The 14738-nt window shown below is 44.3% G+C and carries 13 protein-coding genes; 7 read left to right on the top strand and 6 right to left on the bottom strand.

Going from position 1 to position 14738, the window contains the following annotated elements:
- The first annotated feature begins 199 nt into the window (after window positions 1-199).
- Window positions 200-919, top strand: a complete 720-nt coding sequence (locus Q337_RS0112410; protein ID WP_026471863.1) for a response regulator — start codon at window positions 200-202, stop codon at window positions 917-919.
- 241 nt (window positions 920-1160) lie between these two features.
- Entirely contained in the window at window positions 1161-2723 is a 1563-nt protein-coding gene (locus Q337_RS0112415) for an ATP-binding protein (RefSeq protein ID WP_322835832.1), read from the top strand.
- A 127-nt stretch (window positions 2724-2850) separates the two neighbouring features.
- Here the strand turns inward: Q337_RS0112415 and Q337_RS0112420 are convergent, their stop codons facing one another.
- Together Q337_RS0112420 and Q337_RS0112425 are read right to left on the bottom strand one after the other, a co-directional pair.
- Window positions 2851-3279 carry an SRPBCC family protein gene (locus Q337_RS0112420; protein WP_026471865.1) on the bottom strand — a complete coding sequence of 143 codons (429 nt, stop codon included), beginning with the start codon at window positions 3277-3279 and terminating at the stop codon, window positions 2851-2853.
- Between the two features lie 160 nt (window positions 3280-3439).
- Window positions 3440-3898, bottom strand: a complete 459-nt coding sequence (locus Q337_RS0112425; RefSeq protein ID WP_026471866.1) for a hypothetical protein — start codon at window positions 3896-3898, stop codon at window positions 3440-3442.
- Between the two features lie 361 nt (window positions 3899-4259).
- Here Q337_RS0112425 and Q337_RS0112430 point away from each other — a divergent pair, with 361 nt between their 5' ends.
- From Q337_RS0112430 to Q337_RS0112445, 4 genes are all read left to right on the top strand, one after another.
- Window positions 4260-5855, top strand: a complete 1596-nt coding sequence (locus tag Q337_RS0112430; RefSeq protein WP_026471867.1) for a peptide chain release factor 3 — start codon at window positions 4260-4262, stop codon at window positions 5853-5855.
- Window positions 5856-6146: 291 nt separating this feature from the next.
- The gene (locus Q337_RS0112435) at window positions 6147-7046 is read left to right on the top strand and encodes an RsiV family protein (protein ID WP_026471868.1); all 900 of its coding nucleotides are present in this window, start codon (window positions 6147-6149) and stop codon (window positions 7044-7046) included.
- Window positions 7024-7875: a TatD family hydrolase gene (locus tag Q337_RS0112440; RefSeq protein ID WP_034280288.1), complete on the top strand. Its 852-nt coding sequence runs from the start codon at window positions 7024-7026 to the stop codon at window positions 7873-7875. The genes Q337_RS0112435 and Q337_RS0112440 overlap by 23 nt, the downstream gene beginning before the upstream one ends.
- Window positions 7859-8662, top strand: a complete 804-nt coding sequence (locus tag Q337_RS0112445; RefSeq protein ID WP_051526858.1) for a tRNA threonylcarbamoyladenosine dehydratase — start codon at window positions 7859-7861, stop codon at window positions 8660-8662. The genes Q337_RS0112440 and Q337_RS0112445 overlap by 17 nt, the downstream gene beginning before the upstream one ends.
- An 11-nt stretch (window positions 8663-8673) precedes the next feature.
- Here the strand turns inward: Q337_RS0112445 and Q337_RS18425 are convergent, their stop codons facing one another.
- The 4 genes from Q337_RS18425 to Q337_RS17695 form a co-directional block, all read right to left on the bottom strand.
- The gene (locus tag Q337_RS18425) at window positions 8674-9726 is read right to left on the bottom strand and encodes a hypothetical protein (RefSeq protein WP_026471871.1); all 1053 of its coding nucleotides are present in this window, start codon (window positions 9724-9726) and stop codon (window positions 8674-8676) included.
- 113 nt (window positions 9727-9839) lie between these two features.
- On the bottom strand, window positions 9840-10889 hold the full coding sequence (locus Q337_RS0112455; protein ID WP_026471872.1) for a hypothetical protein: 1050 nt from the start codon (window positions 10887-10889) through the stop codon (window positions 9840-9842).
- A gap of 132 nt (window positions 10890-11021) precedes the next feature.
- A complete protein-coding gene (locus Q337_RS0112460) occupies window positions 11022-12200 on the bottom strand; it encodes a thiolase family protein (protein WP_026471873.1) in 1179 nt (392 codons plus the stop codon).
- A gap of 128 nt (window positions 12201-12328) precedes the next feature.
- Window positions 12329-12898, bottom strand: a complete 570-nt coding sequence (locus tag Q337_RS17695) for a GspH/FimT family pseudopilin (protein ID WP_051526859.1) — start codon at window positions 12896-12898, stop codon at window positions 12329-12331.
- A 385-nt stretch (window positions 12899-13283) separates the two neighbouring features.
- Here Q337_RS17695 and omp38 point away from each other — a divergent pair, with 385 nt between their 5' ends.
- Window positions 13284-14495, top strand: coding sequence for an outer membrane protein Omp38 (gene omp38, locus Q337_RS17700; RefSeq protein ID WP_051526860.1), 1212 nt, complete (start codon window positions 13284-13286; stop codon window positions 14493-14495).
- The last annotated feature ends 243 nt before the right edge of the window (window positions 14496-14738 follow it).

Genomic DNA, 14738 nt, shown 5'->3' on the forward strand with positions numbered 1-14738 from the left:
ATCAAAATGTAACTGGGGGAAGTATTTTTAGCCAAGCGGATAACTGATGTAACAAATTTCCATCAATTCCGGGGCTTGCTGTAGCAGTTTGGTGAATGGCATATTGTTTACAATGTAAACGGTGTATATTGGCGCAAGGTAATTAGACCGTATCTACTTTATTTTTAACAGATACTCAGCTTATTTTGGGGAAAAACAGATGACGCAAGAAGAGAAATTGCCAAGGATTTTAATTGTTGAGGATGACGAACGTCTGGCAACATTAACCCAGGATTACCTGATCAGAAATGGCCTGGAAGTTGGTGTTGAAACGGATGGTAACCGTGCCATTCGCCGTATTATTGCCGAGCAACCAGATATGGTCGTGCTGGATGTAATGCTGCCGGGTGCAGATGGCCTGACCGTTTGCCGCGAAGTTCGTCCTCATTATCACCATCCGATTCTGATGCTGACTGCCCGTACTGAAGACATGGATCAGGTATTGGGACTGGAAATGGGTGCGGATGATTACGTGCCAAAACCTGTACAGCCTCGTGTGCTACTAGCCCGTATTCGTGCCTTGCTGCGCCGTACCGATAAAGTGGTTGACGAAGAAGTCGCTCAGCGTCTTGAGTTTGATGATCTGGTGATTGATAACGGTGGCCGCTCAGTGACCCTGTCTGGCGAACTGGTTGATTTTACCAGTGCTGAATATGATCTGTTGTGGTTACTGGCATCCAATGCTGGCCGTATCCTGTCGCGCGAAGACATTTTTGAGCGTCTGCGTGGTATTGAATACGATGGTCAGGATCGTTCCATTGATGTGCGTATTTCCCGTATCCGTCCAAAAATTGGCGATGATCCGGAAAACCCGAAACGCATCAAGACCGTACGCAGTAAGGGCTATCTGTTTGTTAAAGAGTCGACCAACGGCTTGTGATTTTCAGAACACCCTACACCAATAATAGTTATAAATTAAACGCAAAAGCACACTGGTTGACCTGTTTATTCAGCGAACAGTGTGTTTTTTGTCACTTTAAATTGTGTTTCATAAAATTTGCCTTAGAATATGTCGTTTTTTAAAATACACGCGCTCCTGTAGCTGGCGTTGAAAATAATGAGGTTTAAGATTGCGGCATAGTATATTTTTTCGTATTTACGCAAGTCTTGTCTTATTATGTGTGGTAGTCGCGCTCATTGCCTACCTGCTGGTACAAGGTGTAAATTATAAGCGTGCACAGGCCTACCGTGAGGAAATGGCCGCCGGTGTATTTTATATCATTACCCAAGGTATTGCCCGCCAGACCTCTGCGCAAACCCGACAAAACTGGCTGGATGATGCCAGTATCCTGCTGAATCTACCGCTTAAACTGGTGCCTAACGATTCCATTGAATTTAGTCGGCGCGAACAGGAATTGCTGGAACACGAAAAATCAGTCGTTCGTTATAACAGCGATAAAATTCAGGCAGACATTTATACCAAAGTTCCCAATGAAAATTTGCTATTAGCCACCCGGGTTGATAAGGCGGGTGAACAGCAAATTAAAGCCATGGCAGTTTTTATGCTGGATGATCTGGTGTATTACCCGGGTCAGGAACAAAAACGCCTAAAAGAAATTCGTCAACATTTTCCCTATCCGATTTCGATTCAGTCAGTGAGCAAGCTGGGACTAGATATTGACCAGTTATCCCGGATTCGCCGTAAAGAAGTGATCATGCTGTTGCGTGATGGCGCATCAGCGACTGGCACCAGTATTTCGGTGGTTAGCCCAACTGGCAATGGCAATGAAGTGCTGGTTATGGGCCCGATTCCCATGTTTAACTGGCTGCCATTTCACCTGTTTGCCAGCGTTACACTGATTGGTCTGCTGCTGATTAGCCTTGGCGTGTATTCACTGATTTTGCCACTGGAACGTAAGATCCGGCTGGTGCGCAATGGCTTGAATCAGGTGCGTACTGGTAATCTGGATGCGCGCGTGCAAGTGGATGGCGAAGATGAAATTGATACACTGGCCTTGAGCTTCAACGGCATGGCCGAGCACATCAAGCGCCTGATTGAAGCCCAGCGTGAACTCACCCGTGCAGTATCGCATGAGCTGCGTACTCCGGTGGCGCGAGTGCGTTTTGGGGTGGAAATGCTGGCTGACACCGATGATTATGAAAGTCGTCTGGAACAGCAACTGATGATTGATAAGGATATTGAAGCTCTCAATACCCTGATTGATGAAATCCTCACCTATGCCAAGCTGGAGCAAGGCACGCCATCCCTGAATTTTGAAGAAGTAGCACTGTATAAGCTGGTGCGTCAGGTTGCTGAAGAAACCCGCAATCTGGGGCTAGAGCCACAGGTGCTCACGCTGGAACCGGATCATGAGCTGTTGGTTTCTGCAGAAAAACTGTATCTGCACCGGGTAATGCAAAATCTGGCAGGTAATGCCATGCGTTATGCCAACCGCAAGATCCGCATTAGTGGCGGCGTGGAAAACGGTAAGGCTTATATCTGCGTGGAAGATGATGGCCCGGGTATCCCGGAGAAAGATCGTGAAAAAATCTTTGAGCCATTTTCCCGTCTGGATGACAGCCGGACACGTGCTGCGGGTTCTGCGGGTGGCTATGGCTTGGGGCTTTCCATTGTGTCCAGGATTGCATTCTGGTTTGGCGGTCACATTAGTGTAGACCAAAGTCCGGACTTGGGCGGTGCACGCTTTAAAATGTGCTGGCCGGTAAAACGTCCTCGTACCTAGGCCTTCACGTACCTAAGCCTTTGGGTAACACATGAAAAAAGCGGCTCAAGCAATGGGCCGCTTTTTGTTGGCTGGGATTTATTTTTTGCTTTAACCAGCAGCCAGCTTTTAGACCAGCAAAAGTATTTTAAACTTTGAGTTTCTTTAAACCCTTTTTAATGCCACTTTGCAGGCTGGCCTTAACAATCGGGCCAATCAGTGGCAGTCGGCCTTTAAATTCAATGGTGTAGTCCAAGCGTGAGCGATTACCCAAATCAATAAACTTCATAATGCCATAGTGATTTTTAATGGGTGCAATGCCTTTGGTAATGGCATATTCAATCAATTCATTTTCACGATAGACCAGTGTGGTTTCAACAAAGGATGGTGCCAGCGGTAAAGACATCTTACGGGCTGAACCCACGCCATTGCGGCTATCTTTACCATCCTGAAGGCGCTGAATATTCATTGGTGCAAAAATCTGGCGCAGGTTTTCATGTTCACTGAGCGCAGCAAATAGCTTGGCAACCGGAAAATCAAATTCCTGAACGATATGGACTTTTTGTGTTTTTAGCATGTGAGTTACCTGAGGGAAGAAAAATGGGTTCCCTGCATAGTAGGCTACTGGCATTATTTTGACAATATGGCTTGTCAAAACAAATAATAATGGAGAAAGTTATTACTTAGCTATTAAAACGAATGCCTGACATAGGGCGGTTTTGTATGCAATTAAAATGCTAGCCTTCCAGTAACTCGTTAATCGCCTGATAAATGTGATGCTTCTGCTGCATCGGATCATGATAACTGTGAGTAATATTTTCAATGCTAAAAATTTTTCTGTACTGATGTTTAAGCAAATAGTCACTGGGCTGGCAAATCAGGACTTTAGGATATTTGCGCTTGCCAAACTGGTCAGCAGTGATATCAATCACGATATGATCATCGGTGAGCCACACATGGCATTTACGGCTACCACGTAGCTTAAAAGCAGTGACAATATTAAAATCAGCATAGCCTTTTGACTTTAAATAGGCATTTAGCATTTCACTGGTGTAATCGCACCATAGGATTGGAAAAGTATTCAGGTTACTGCCAGCGTAATGTAAATGAGGATAGATTTCAGGTTGATCACGTAAGGTTTCCATGGCAGTTCTAAAGCGGGTTACATGCTTAGTAATATCTTGCAGGTTACTCATAAAATAATGCAGCTTATAAAATAGGCGCGTAGTGTAGTTGAAGCCAGCCAGATAATCTGGATGCTACATCTTTGCTTACCTTAATTGTAGAGGTAGGTCTAGTAGATCAAGGTCACGCGGCAAAATGATAAGGTGTGGTCGTTCTAAGTCTTTGCTACATCGACCATAGCGCTTATCTTGCACTCGGGTGGATGAACAACAACGTTCTGCAAGACGAAGTAAAGCCACTAATTCTCGCATTTGAGCATATGAGACATATATGTCGCAAGGTCTTGCGCCCAGGTAGAGTAATACTCCGCTTCTCCTCGTTCACATGGTATAATTCGCGCCTTATTTTTTTTGGTCTGTTGGATTGGTGGTTATGACTGATTTTGCTCAAGAGCTGGCGCAGCAAGTTGCGCAGCGCAGAACCTTTGCGATTATTAGTCACCCGGATGCCGGTAAAACCACCATGACTGAAAAGTTGCTACTGTGGGGCAAGGCCATTCAGGTGGCAGGAACTGTTAAAAGTCGCAAGTCTGACCGTGCTGCCACTTCGGACTGGATGGAAATGGAAAAAGAGCGTGGCATTTCCATCACGACTTCGGTCATGCAATTTCCCTATAAAAACCATATTATTAATTTGCTGGATACACCGGGACACGAAGACTTTTCCGAAGATACCTATCGCACACTCACCGCAGTGGATTCTGCCCTGATGGTGATTGACGGTGCAAAGGGCGTTGAGGAGCGCACCATCAAGCTGATGGAAGTGTGCCGTATGCGCGATACGCCCATCATTTCCTTTGTCAACAAAATGGACCGTGAAATTCGTGATCCACTTGAGCTGCTGGATGAAATTGAAAGCGTGCTGAAGATTCGATGCGTGCCAGTTACCTGGCCGATTGGCACGGGCAAGGACTTTGCGGGTGTTTATCATCTGGGCCAAAATAAAACCTATTTATACCAGCATGGGCAAGGTTCCCGCATTGTCGAGCTCGAAGTCCGTGAGGGTTATGATTATCCGGATATCCGTGAAAAAGTGGGTGTACTGGCGTTTCAGGCCTTTGAAGAATCCCTTGAGCTGGCACAAATGGCGCATGAGGATTTTGACCAGCAGCAGTTTTTAACAGGGAAACAAACACCTGTGCTGTTTGGTACAGCGCTGGGCAATTTTGGGGTCGATCAGGTTTTAAATGCCTTTGTAGATTGGGCACCAGCTCCCAAAGCTCATCCTGCCAAAGAGCGTCAGGTAGATGCTACCGAAGCAGGATTTAGCGGTTTTGTGTTTAAGATCCAGGCCAACATGGACCCCAAACATCGTGACCGGGTTGCCTTTATGCGTATTTGTTCCGGCAAGTATGAAAAAGGCCTGAAAATGAACCATGTGCGGCTGGGCAAGGAAGTGCGGATTAGTGATGCACTGACTTTTCTGGCTGGTGAGCGTGAACATCTGGAAGAAGCATGGCCCGGTGACATTATTGGCCTGCATAATCACGGCACCATTCAGATTGGCGATACCTTTACCAATGGCGAGAATTTGCACTTTACCGGGATTCCACATTTTGCTCCTGAAATGTTTCGCCGTGTTCGTTTAAAAGATCCCTTAAAATCAAAGCAATTGCAAAAAGGCTTAAAGGAATTATCAGAAGAAGGGGCAACGCAGGTATTTATGCCACAAATCAGCAATGACCTGATTCTGGGGGCAGTTGGGGTATTACAGTTTGATGTGGTGGCCTATCGTTTAAAAGAAGAATATAAAGTCGATTGTGTCTATGAACCAATTAGCGTCAATACTGTGCGCTGGATTCACTGTGACGATGAAAAGACCTTAAATGAATTCAAGAAAAAAGCGCATGATCAACTGTCACTGGATGGGGGCGGCCACCTGACTTATTTGGCGCCAAGCCGGGTCAACCTGCAAATCATGCAGGAGCGCTGGCCGGATATTGAGTTTAGGTCAACCCGTGAGCACTAAACCTGCCTGGAACAATCAGCAGCACTTTCCATTAAAGTCAGTTGTCAAATTATCGGCAGTGGCTTTAATGGCCTTATTCATGCCGCGTAGCCTGCACCGAGACAAGGGCTTCCCAAAACCAGAAGTTAAACCACAGAACGGGACAGTAAGCTCAACGCCGTGTACAGATTGTGGTGAAAAGTCTTCATCAATTACAGATTAACCATAAAATCACCTTAGCACTACTGATCAAAATTATTAAATTTAGCTTTAAAATCAAAACAGTTTTTTAAACAACCATGCATTAATCTTATGAATAAAATTGTACTGAGTAGCATGCTGGCCTGTAGTTGCTTGCTTGGCGTCACGGCCTGTCAAAAACATAATGAAACTGCTGAACAGGTTAAAACACCCACCCCTGCAACGACAGCAGCACAGGCTGCTACGGGTCAGCTTAGTGCCAAGACCATAAAGGCAAGTTATGTGCTGCCTGCCTGTGAGGGCGAAGGCTGCCCGCAGGTTGATATTCAGCGTCTGGAAACTGACAAGCCGTGGATTAACCAGTTTCTGGATCAAAAAATCCTTGAGTTATCCAATGTGCAGCTCAGTGAACAACCTGCCAAGCTGACCACCTTGCAAGCCAATGTGGATCGTTTTGTTCAGGCAGCCAAACAGGACAGCGTAGCGCGTGGTGCCCCGGTGCCTTATACCATGCAGGTTACTCCTGAGTTTTTGGGTGAGAAAGGCAATATTGCCCTGTTCAAACTGAGTGCAGCGTTTTATACAGGCGGCGCACATGGCAGCGCGCTGGATAACTATTACACTCTGGATTTAAAGCAGAAAAAGCAGCTTAAATTGGCCGATATCATGCTGGCTGAGCAACAACCTAAACTGCATGAACTGGTGCATCAGCAATATGCATACTGGGTGAAGCAAAATGGCCTCTCTGCTGACTTGGCAAAATATGAACAGGACTGGCCGTTCAAGCTGACCGATAATTTCACCTTCGGCAGTGAAGGCTTGGTGTTTTCATACGGGCAGTATGAAATTGGCCCTTATGCAGTAGGCATGCCGGAGTTCACTATTCCTTATGCCCAGTTAACCGGGATTATCAAGCCAGAATACCTGACGCCACCCCTGCAATTGCAAAAACAGTTACTGCAACAACCACAAGCTGCTGCTGAGCAAAATGCTTCCGCTACCACTGATTGATACGCATACACATTTTGATGTGCCGGAGTTTGATCATGACCGGCTGGTATTGGCAAAGCTTGCCAAGCAGCGGGGTGTGCAAGCAGTAGTACTGATTGGCTTTCTGGCAGAGCGCTTTGATACATTGGTACAGGTGCAGCAGCAAATTAATCAGGCAGCAGCAGAGCATCCACAAGCTTTGCTGGCACCCGGGCTGCATCCTTTTTATATTCATGAGCATACAACTGAACATTTGTTAAAGCTTGAGCAATTACTTAAAAGCCAGCAGGTGGTGGCTATTGGTGAAATCGGACTGGATACCTTTACCAAGGAAATGAAACAACCCGAAGTGTTTGCTCGGCAACAGGAATTTTTTTCAGCACAACTGGAACTGGCGCAACAGTACAACCTACCAGTGCTATTGCATATTCGTCGTGCACATGCAGAAACACTGGCCCTATTAAAAAAACATCGCTTCAAGCAGGGTGGTATTGCCCATGCCTTTGGTGGCGGAATACAGGAAGCCAAGGCATTTATACAGATGGGATTTAAACTTGGGGTAACTGGACAGGTGACCAATCCGAATGCCAAGCGCTTGCATCAGGTGATTCAGGCCGTTGGCGCAGATCATCTGGTACTGGAAACCGATTGCCCGGATATGACACCGCTATGCTGCCAGCAATCGCATGAGCATCGTACCCGCAATACGCCAGCCAATTTGCCGTTTGTACTGGATAGCCTTGCCAGCTATCTTCAGCAAGAAAAACAAGCACTGGCCCGGCAAATTTGGCAAAATACCTGTGAAGCCCTCAATCTGGACTGGTCTTATCCACATGTCACTGTCATCTGATCCTTTTGCCACGCAACTTACTACTGACAGCGACGAATATGAACGTCGCTTTGCTGGATCTGCCAAAGTTTATGGCGAACAGGCATTTAGCCATTTTGAGCAGGCACATGTGATGGTAATTGGTATTGGCGGTGTGGGTTCGTGGGCTGTTGAGGCATTAGTACGTAGTGGGGTAGGCACACTAACGCTGATTGATATGGATGTGCTAGTGGCGTCCAATATCAACCGACAACTTCCGGCGCTCACTGAAACCTTTGGCCATGGCAAAATTGATGTTATGGCAGCACGTGCTAAAGGTATTAATCCACGCATCCGTTTAAATTTAGTTGATGATTTCCTTACCCCAGATAATCTAAAAACACTGATTGAGCAATATCAGCCCGATATTATTTTAGATTGCATTGATGATGTAAAAGCCAAGATTGCGCTAATTCTCCATTGCCGTTTTAATAAGATTCCATTAATTGTGTCGGGTGGGGCAGGGGGGAAATTAGACCCGCTAAAAATCCGGGTAGCAGATTTATCCAAAACCGAGCAAGACCCGATGCTGGCCAAGATCCGTAGCGAACTGCGCAACAAGGGAATCTGCAAAAAGCCCAAGGACAAGTTTGGCATTACCTGTATTTATTCAGTGGATAATCCGTTTAGCAATACAGCCGCTTGTGAAACTGCAGTTAATAGTAGTGCTGGCCTGCGTTGTGGTGGCTATGGCTCGGCTGTAGCTGTCACTGCGACGTTTGGCATGGTCGCAGTGGCTGAAGTTTTGAAGAAACTAGGAAAAGTTTAAGTTAATAACTGCTATAGCTGGCCCATGAGTATGCTGCGTTCAGTTGGCTCCACAGGTTCGATAATCTTTTGGTCGCTCATTACTGAATTTTCAAACTGTCTTATTTTTTGGCTGACATTTGAATTGGGATATTTATCTTTAATCAACATAAACGCTTGCTCGGCTTCACTTTCAATTACAGGTTTATTTTCCTGTTCATCAAAATATTGAAGAGGATGAGTATTATCCATACCATAAATAAAAAAATATAAATAATAATCTGCTAATACTTTTGCATCTTTAGCAAAAAAAGACTTGGGATATTTCTGGGCATATTGTTCCCAAAAAACAGCGCGCTCTCCTAATTCTTTCCAGGTAATAGCAATCCCAGCATCATAATAGAATTGTTCCTGATTCTGCTGTGCTAGCGCTTTAATAAAAATCTGGTCAGTTCTTGATAAAGCAGGGGCAAAATGTTTTACCAGATAATTAGGATTTAACCGAATCGTATAGAAACCTTCGCCAATATTTAGGATTTCAAAATCATAGTTGAGCGCCTGCGTTAACCAGTTGGCTTGTAGCGGTGGTAAAGTAGAAATTAATTTAGTGGCAAATTTTTCATAAGGATAACGCTGTTTTGGCTTTATATCAGAACCTGTATCAGAGTTGGCTTGATCCTCCTCTGAGATTGTTTCTAAAAATAATTCATCATTGAGGCTTAATTCTCGTTTTTCTCCATCTACCAGCGAAATATGCTGATTGACTGCCCGCAGAAAGCTTTCCATTACTTCATAGCGCTGCGCTAATGACAGTTGATTTAAGTGTTGCTGTAAAAGCTGATCGGTTTTAATAAAATCACTAAATTGCTTACTCTGGGCAAGGGTTTTAATAGAGTCTTTTAATAGCACATAAGGATCAGGCTTTAATACATGGTCAGTTACCACGGAAGCATCAGCTAATGAACTGGAATTTGCTAATGTAAGGTGAGCTTTTGGTTTAAAACCCTGCTGATAGTAATAAAATCCGCCACCTGCAACGGCTACAATTAAACTGCCCAATAAAAGGTTTAAAACCGATCTTTTCATTTTTTTGTAGACCTACAAATCTAATTTTAACTTCTAAATAATTAAATTATTTTTAAATTTATATCTGCGGCTATTTAATGACCTTTGCCGTTAGATAGCCGTAATACTAAAATTTATTTCATTTCTGCCAGTTGATTCATACGGTAATCAATGCGCTCATTAGTGCACTTCTTAAAGCGGATTTCCTGATCTTTATCGCTTAATTCATGCGTCCATTCTTGTGTATTAAACGCATATTGCTCTCGATCTTTTTTTGCAATGTCGTCATAGGGCTTTTGTGATTCAATCTTGCATTCGACATCACGCTTTTTAAACCAGGCTTTTTGATTAGCCAGATTGGCTTCCTGAAAGGCCTTTGGTTTGCTTTCCCATAACGTATTTAACTGCTCAGTTCTTTTAGCCAATAGTTCATTAATTTCATTAAGGCGGATATCCATGGCATCACCAACTAATTTATATTTAGCCTCCTCTTCTGCGCTAATTTGCTCATTCTCCTCCCTAGTTTCGGCTTCTTCTTCGATAAGAGCTGCCAGATGCAGACCATAGCTCATCATATCACGCAGATAACTACTTAAAGCCGGGTCAGTATTACGGCTAATAATAGATTCACCAATATCGCTTTTGGCAATGGTGTAGTGGTAGCTTTGACTGATCTGATTACCCTCCAGTGCAAATTCTTTTACGGTTAATTCTTCTTCAAGACTTTGCCGTATACAGGTGTAATCAGTATCCTGACAGGAGTTATAGCTGCGGTTTCGCGCCTTATAGGAATTGACCAGCAGCGCTAGCGGGAACTCAGCAGTTAAAATTGCCGTACAGGAAATCTTATTATCGGTTGAGCTGGCTTTATCGGTACGAATGCCGGATATTTTAAATTGAATTAACCGATTCCATTCCTTCAACTCGTTAGTGTCATAGCTGTAATAAGCTTCTTTGAGTGAAGCCAGGGTCAAGGTAGTGAATTTATCTTTTAGGTCGGTTTGCAGTGAATTGACCCATGCGCTGTCTGTGCAGTTTAAATCCGTGTTGGCAGGAGGTATGGTTGAGCTTTTACTTGCCACGTCAGGTGTTTTTTCAGTTACGGGCGCTTTCTTGTCACATCCTGTCAAGGTTAAAACTACAGCACAGGAAAGCAAAGCAAGGAATTTTGCATTAAAAATCATTATATAAAACCATTTTTTGTAGTAGAGAAACTTGTATTTAAAATTTTAGGAAAGACATCCTAAAAAGGATAGGCAGTAAAATCTGCCTATCCTGACTAACGTGTTTTAGATTATGAATTAAGCCAGAAAAACTTACATCAATTCAATGGCAACAGCGGTCGCTTCACCGCCGCCAATGCACAGGGCAGCAATACCTTTCTTGCCACCAGTACGTTTTAGGGCATGAATCAGGCTCAGGATAATCCGTGAACCAGTAGAGCCTACTGGATGGCCTAACGCACAGGCACCGCCATGAATATTGACTTTCTCAGCATCCAGATTGTACTTGTCAATGGCAGCCATAGTCACCATGGCAAATGCCTCATTGATTTCCCATAGATCAACCTCTTCAGCCTTCCAGCCAGCTTTGTCTAGCACTTTCTGGATTGCTCCAACCGGTGCAATAGTAAATTCGCTAGGATGTTGCGAATTGCTGGATGTGGCAACAATGCGCGCCAGTGGCTGCAAGCCTTTAGCCTGTGCATTGGATTCAGAGGTCAGTACTAGTGCAGAAGCACCATCAGAAATTGAACTGGCATTGGCTGCGGTAATCGTACCGTCTTTGGCAAACGCTGGCTTTAAGCCTGGAATCTTGTCCAGCTTGGCGTTAAGCGGTTGTTCATCCTGAGCAACAGTTTCTTCACCTTTACGGGTTTTTACCGGCACAGGTACAATCTCATCCTTGAAGTAACCTTCATTGATAGCAGTTTGTGCGCGCTTTAGTGAACGAATGGCAAAGTCATCCATTTGCTCACGGGTATAACTCATTTTATTGGCCATATCCTGGGCAAAAGAACCCATCAAGCGGCCAGTTTCAGCGTCTTCTAGGCCATCAAGGAACATATGATCCTTGATTTCGCCATGACCCATACGGAAGCCACCACGGGCTTTTGCCAGTACATAAGGTGCATTGGTCATGGATTCCATGCCACCAGCCACCACGACATTGGCACTACCAGCCTTGATCATGTCAGTGGCCTGCATCACTGCTTTCATGCCAGAGCCGCACAGTTTATTGATGGTAACTGCACCGGTATTATCTGGCAAACCAGCCTGACGCATAGCCTGACGTGCAGGACCCTGCTTTAAGCCACCAGGTAATACACAGCCCATAATGACTTCTTCAATATCAGCAGGTTGCAAGCCAGCACGTTGTACTGCTTCACGAATAGCCACTGCACCCAGCTCTGGTGCAGTTACACTGGCCAGTGAGCCCTGAAAGCCGCCCATTGCGGTGCGTGCGCCATTAACAATCACAACTGATTCAGACATATTCCACTCCTAGCATGCGCACCCCGAATAAAAAGGAAAATAGGTGCACCCATATAAAATGGGCATAGTATACAAAAAATATAGGTAGCCACGGTGATAAAACGGAAAATTAGCGTCATGTGGCTGATTTAGCAGGTGATATTGGCACCACTGGCTGTTTCATCAATACCATCTCCATTACTGTCCTTTGAGTGTCTTGGACTGCCAATTTTGGGTAAAATAATCATGCGGTGCCAGTAATTTTCCTCAGCACAATAACGGAAACTACCGTTACTCATGTCCAGACGACCACGCTCAGCGGTATATAGCAAAACCTGTGAGTTGTTGCTACCTGCACCGCGCCAGCTGACCTGGCCATATTTAATATTGGTCGGATAATAATTCAGGATAGTTTCAGTATTCTCTAGAGCTCGATTCTGGTTCTGGTCAATAAACAGCAAAGCACCTTTGTTCCAATCATTATCACAACTAAGATGGTTGCTACTGCCACATACTCCCACTGCATAATGCAGGGTTGCTGCCTTGATACGCGCATCACTGAGGGCAGGGTAAAAACGATTAAATACTTGGATTGATTCAGAACTTCTTAACAAAGAATTAAAAAAAGGTGCTGAAATCATAACAAGAATAGAAATAACTGCTATCACTGTAACCAGTTCAACCAGTGTAAAACCGGTTAATTTTTTTGAAAGATGCATTTTAAGTTTTCTCAAACAGGTATTATTAGATGTCAAATAAAAATTATCTTATTGAAATAGATCATTTATTTGGTTTATTTAAGTATAGACTACTCTGTCTAATAAAAAAAGCTCAACAATTTCTTTAAAGAATACAAAGTATTGACTCTGCAACGTGAAACTTACTAAACTGCAACGGAAGATGTAAAAATTTTTATCAATACTTCGCTCTATGGAGTTACTTCGGAACACACCTGGAAAGCGGGTACTGGGTAATGAAGTAATCTTAGTGTAACATGAAGACTTAAAAATGCTGGAAAAATAGTTATTTAACTATTCCAGTGGGCCGAAAAATCAAGTAGGCTAAACACTGAACAACAAATTTTTTAAACATCTGGAGGAATCCATGAAACTGAGTCGTATTGCGCTCGCGATGTTAGTTGCAGCTCCGTTTGCTGCCGCAAATGCAGGTGTAACCGTAACCCCATTAATGCTGGGCTATCACTGGTATCCAGAAGACACTCAGGACAAAATGCGGAATGAAGCATTAAAAGATCGTAATGCTGCTGGCAGTTTACCAGGTAATGGTATTCCTGGCGGCGTTGCATTGGTTGATGACCTGTCTGTTGGTGCTGCCATTGGTCTGGAATTGACTCCATGGTTGCAAGCCGAAGTTGAATATCAGCAAACCAAGGCTGATGCTCAACATAATGAAGATAACACTGGTCCAAAAAATGGTCCATCTGCAAATACTACTGGTTTCTACGCTGGCGTTCCTTACGATGCCAAGCATGAAACTTTAAGCGGTAACCTGATTGCAACTACTGACGTATTTACTGGTAACTACGACAGCAAAGTTAAGCCTTACGGTCTGATTGGTGCTGGTTATAGCCGTATTACTGTAGACAATCCTGGTGTTGACTACCGTTCTTACGATACCATTGGTAACCTAGGTGCCGGTGTACTGTGGCAGTTAAATGACGCACTGACCCTGCGTACTGAAGCTCGTGCAACGCACAACTTTGACAATAACTGGTGGGAAGGTCAGGGTATTGCTGCCCTGCAAGTGGTTCTGGGCGGTCACCTGAAGCCTGCTGCTCCAGTTGCTCCGGTTGAGCCAGTTGCTCCACCACCACCACCAGTTGTTGAACCAACTCCTGAGCCAACTCCTGAGCCACAACAGCTGACCGAAGACCTGAAAATGGAACTTCGTGTATTCTTTGATACTAACAAGTCTAATATCAAAGAGCAGTACAAGCCAGAAGTTGCTAAAGTTGCCCAGAAACTGCAAGAGTATCCAAATGCGACTGCAATGATCGAAGGTCATACTGACAACACTGGTCCACGTAAACTGAACGAGCGCCTGTCCATGGCTCGTGCAAATTCTGTGAAGTCTATGCTGGTTGGCCAATACGGTATTGATGGTAGCCGTCTAACCACTCAAGGTTATGCATGGGATCGTCCAATTGCACCGAACAACACCAAAGAAGGTCGTGCAATGAACCGTCGTGTTTATGCAGTAATCACTGGTAGCCGTACTGTAACTGTGCCGGCTGATCAAGTTCCTGCTGATCAGGTTCCAACCACTGCACCATCTACTACTGCTACTACTGAGTAATTCTCAAGTATTGCAAGTTAGTTGATTAGAAAAATAGTCGCCCTGTGCGGCTATTTTTTTGCCTAAAATTTTTAAGTAAAGTCTGATTTTAGCTATAAAAATATTATGAATTAGTGTTAGCGAAAAAATACATGTTTAATACCACTTGGTTATTTAAATTCATTGTTTGTGACACTTGTACGCTATTGGGTAAAAATATTTTGTTACCTGTTTTGTTTACTTGTAGCTTCAATTACGCTTCGC

Origin of the sequence: Alkanindiges illinoisensis DSM 15370 (assembly GCF_000619845.1) — a bacterium.
Classification (GTDB): Bacteria; Pseudomonadota; Gammaproteobacteria; order Pseudomonadales; family Moraxellaceae; genus Alkanindiges; species Alkanindiges illinoisensis.

Bases quoted from the DNA above. Each gene is read 5' to 3' on its own strand.
- Q337_RS0112410 (WP_026471863.1), top strand. From the start codon at position 200: ATGACGCAAGAAGAGAAATTGCCAAGGATTTTAATTGTTGAGGATGAC.
- Q337_RS0112420 (WP_026471865.1), bottom strand. From the start codon at position 3,279: ATGCTAAAAACACAAAAAGTCCATATCGTTCAGGAATTTGATTTTCCG.
- Q337_RS0112425 (WP_026471866.1), bottom strand. From the start codon at position 3,898: ATGAGTAACCTGCAAGATATTACTAAGCATGTAACCCGCTTTAGAACT.
- Q337_RS0112430 (WP_026471867.1), top strand. From the start codon at position 4,260: ATGACTGATTTTGCTCAAGAGCTGGCGCAGCAAGTTGCGCAGCGCAGA.
- Q337_RS0112435 (WP_026471868.1), top strand. From the start codon at position 6,147: ATGAATAAAATTGTACTGAGTAGCATGCTGGCCTGTAGTTGCTTGCTT.
- Q337_RS0112440 (WP_034280288.1), top strand. From the start codon at position 7,024: ATGCTTCCGCTACCACTGATTGATACGCATACACATTTTGATGTGCCG.
- Q337_RS0112445 (WP_051526858.1), top strand. From the start codon at position 7,859: ATGTCACTGTCATCTGATCCTTTTGCCACGCAACTTACTACTGACAGC.
- Q337_RS18425 (WP_026471871.1), bottom strand. From the start codon at position 9,726: ATGAAAAGATCGGTTTTAAACCTTTTATTGGGCAGTTTAATTGTAGCC.
- Q337_RS0112455 (WP_026471872.1), bottom strand. From the start codon at position 10,889: ATGATTTTTAATGCAAAATTCCTTGCTTTGCTTTCCTGTGCTGTAGTT.
- Q337_RS0112460 (WP_026471873.1), bottom strand. From the start codon at position 12,200: ATGTCTGAATCAGTTGTGATTGTTAATGGCGCACGCACCGCAATGGGC.
- Q337_RS17695 (WP_051526859.1), bottom strand. From the start codon at position 12,898: ATGCATCTTTCAAAAAAATTAACCGGTTTTACACTGGTTGAACTGGTT.
- omp38 (WP_051526860.1), top strand. From the start codon at position 13,284: ATGAAACTGAGTCGTATTGCGCTCGCGATGTTAGTTGCAGCTCCGTTT.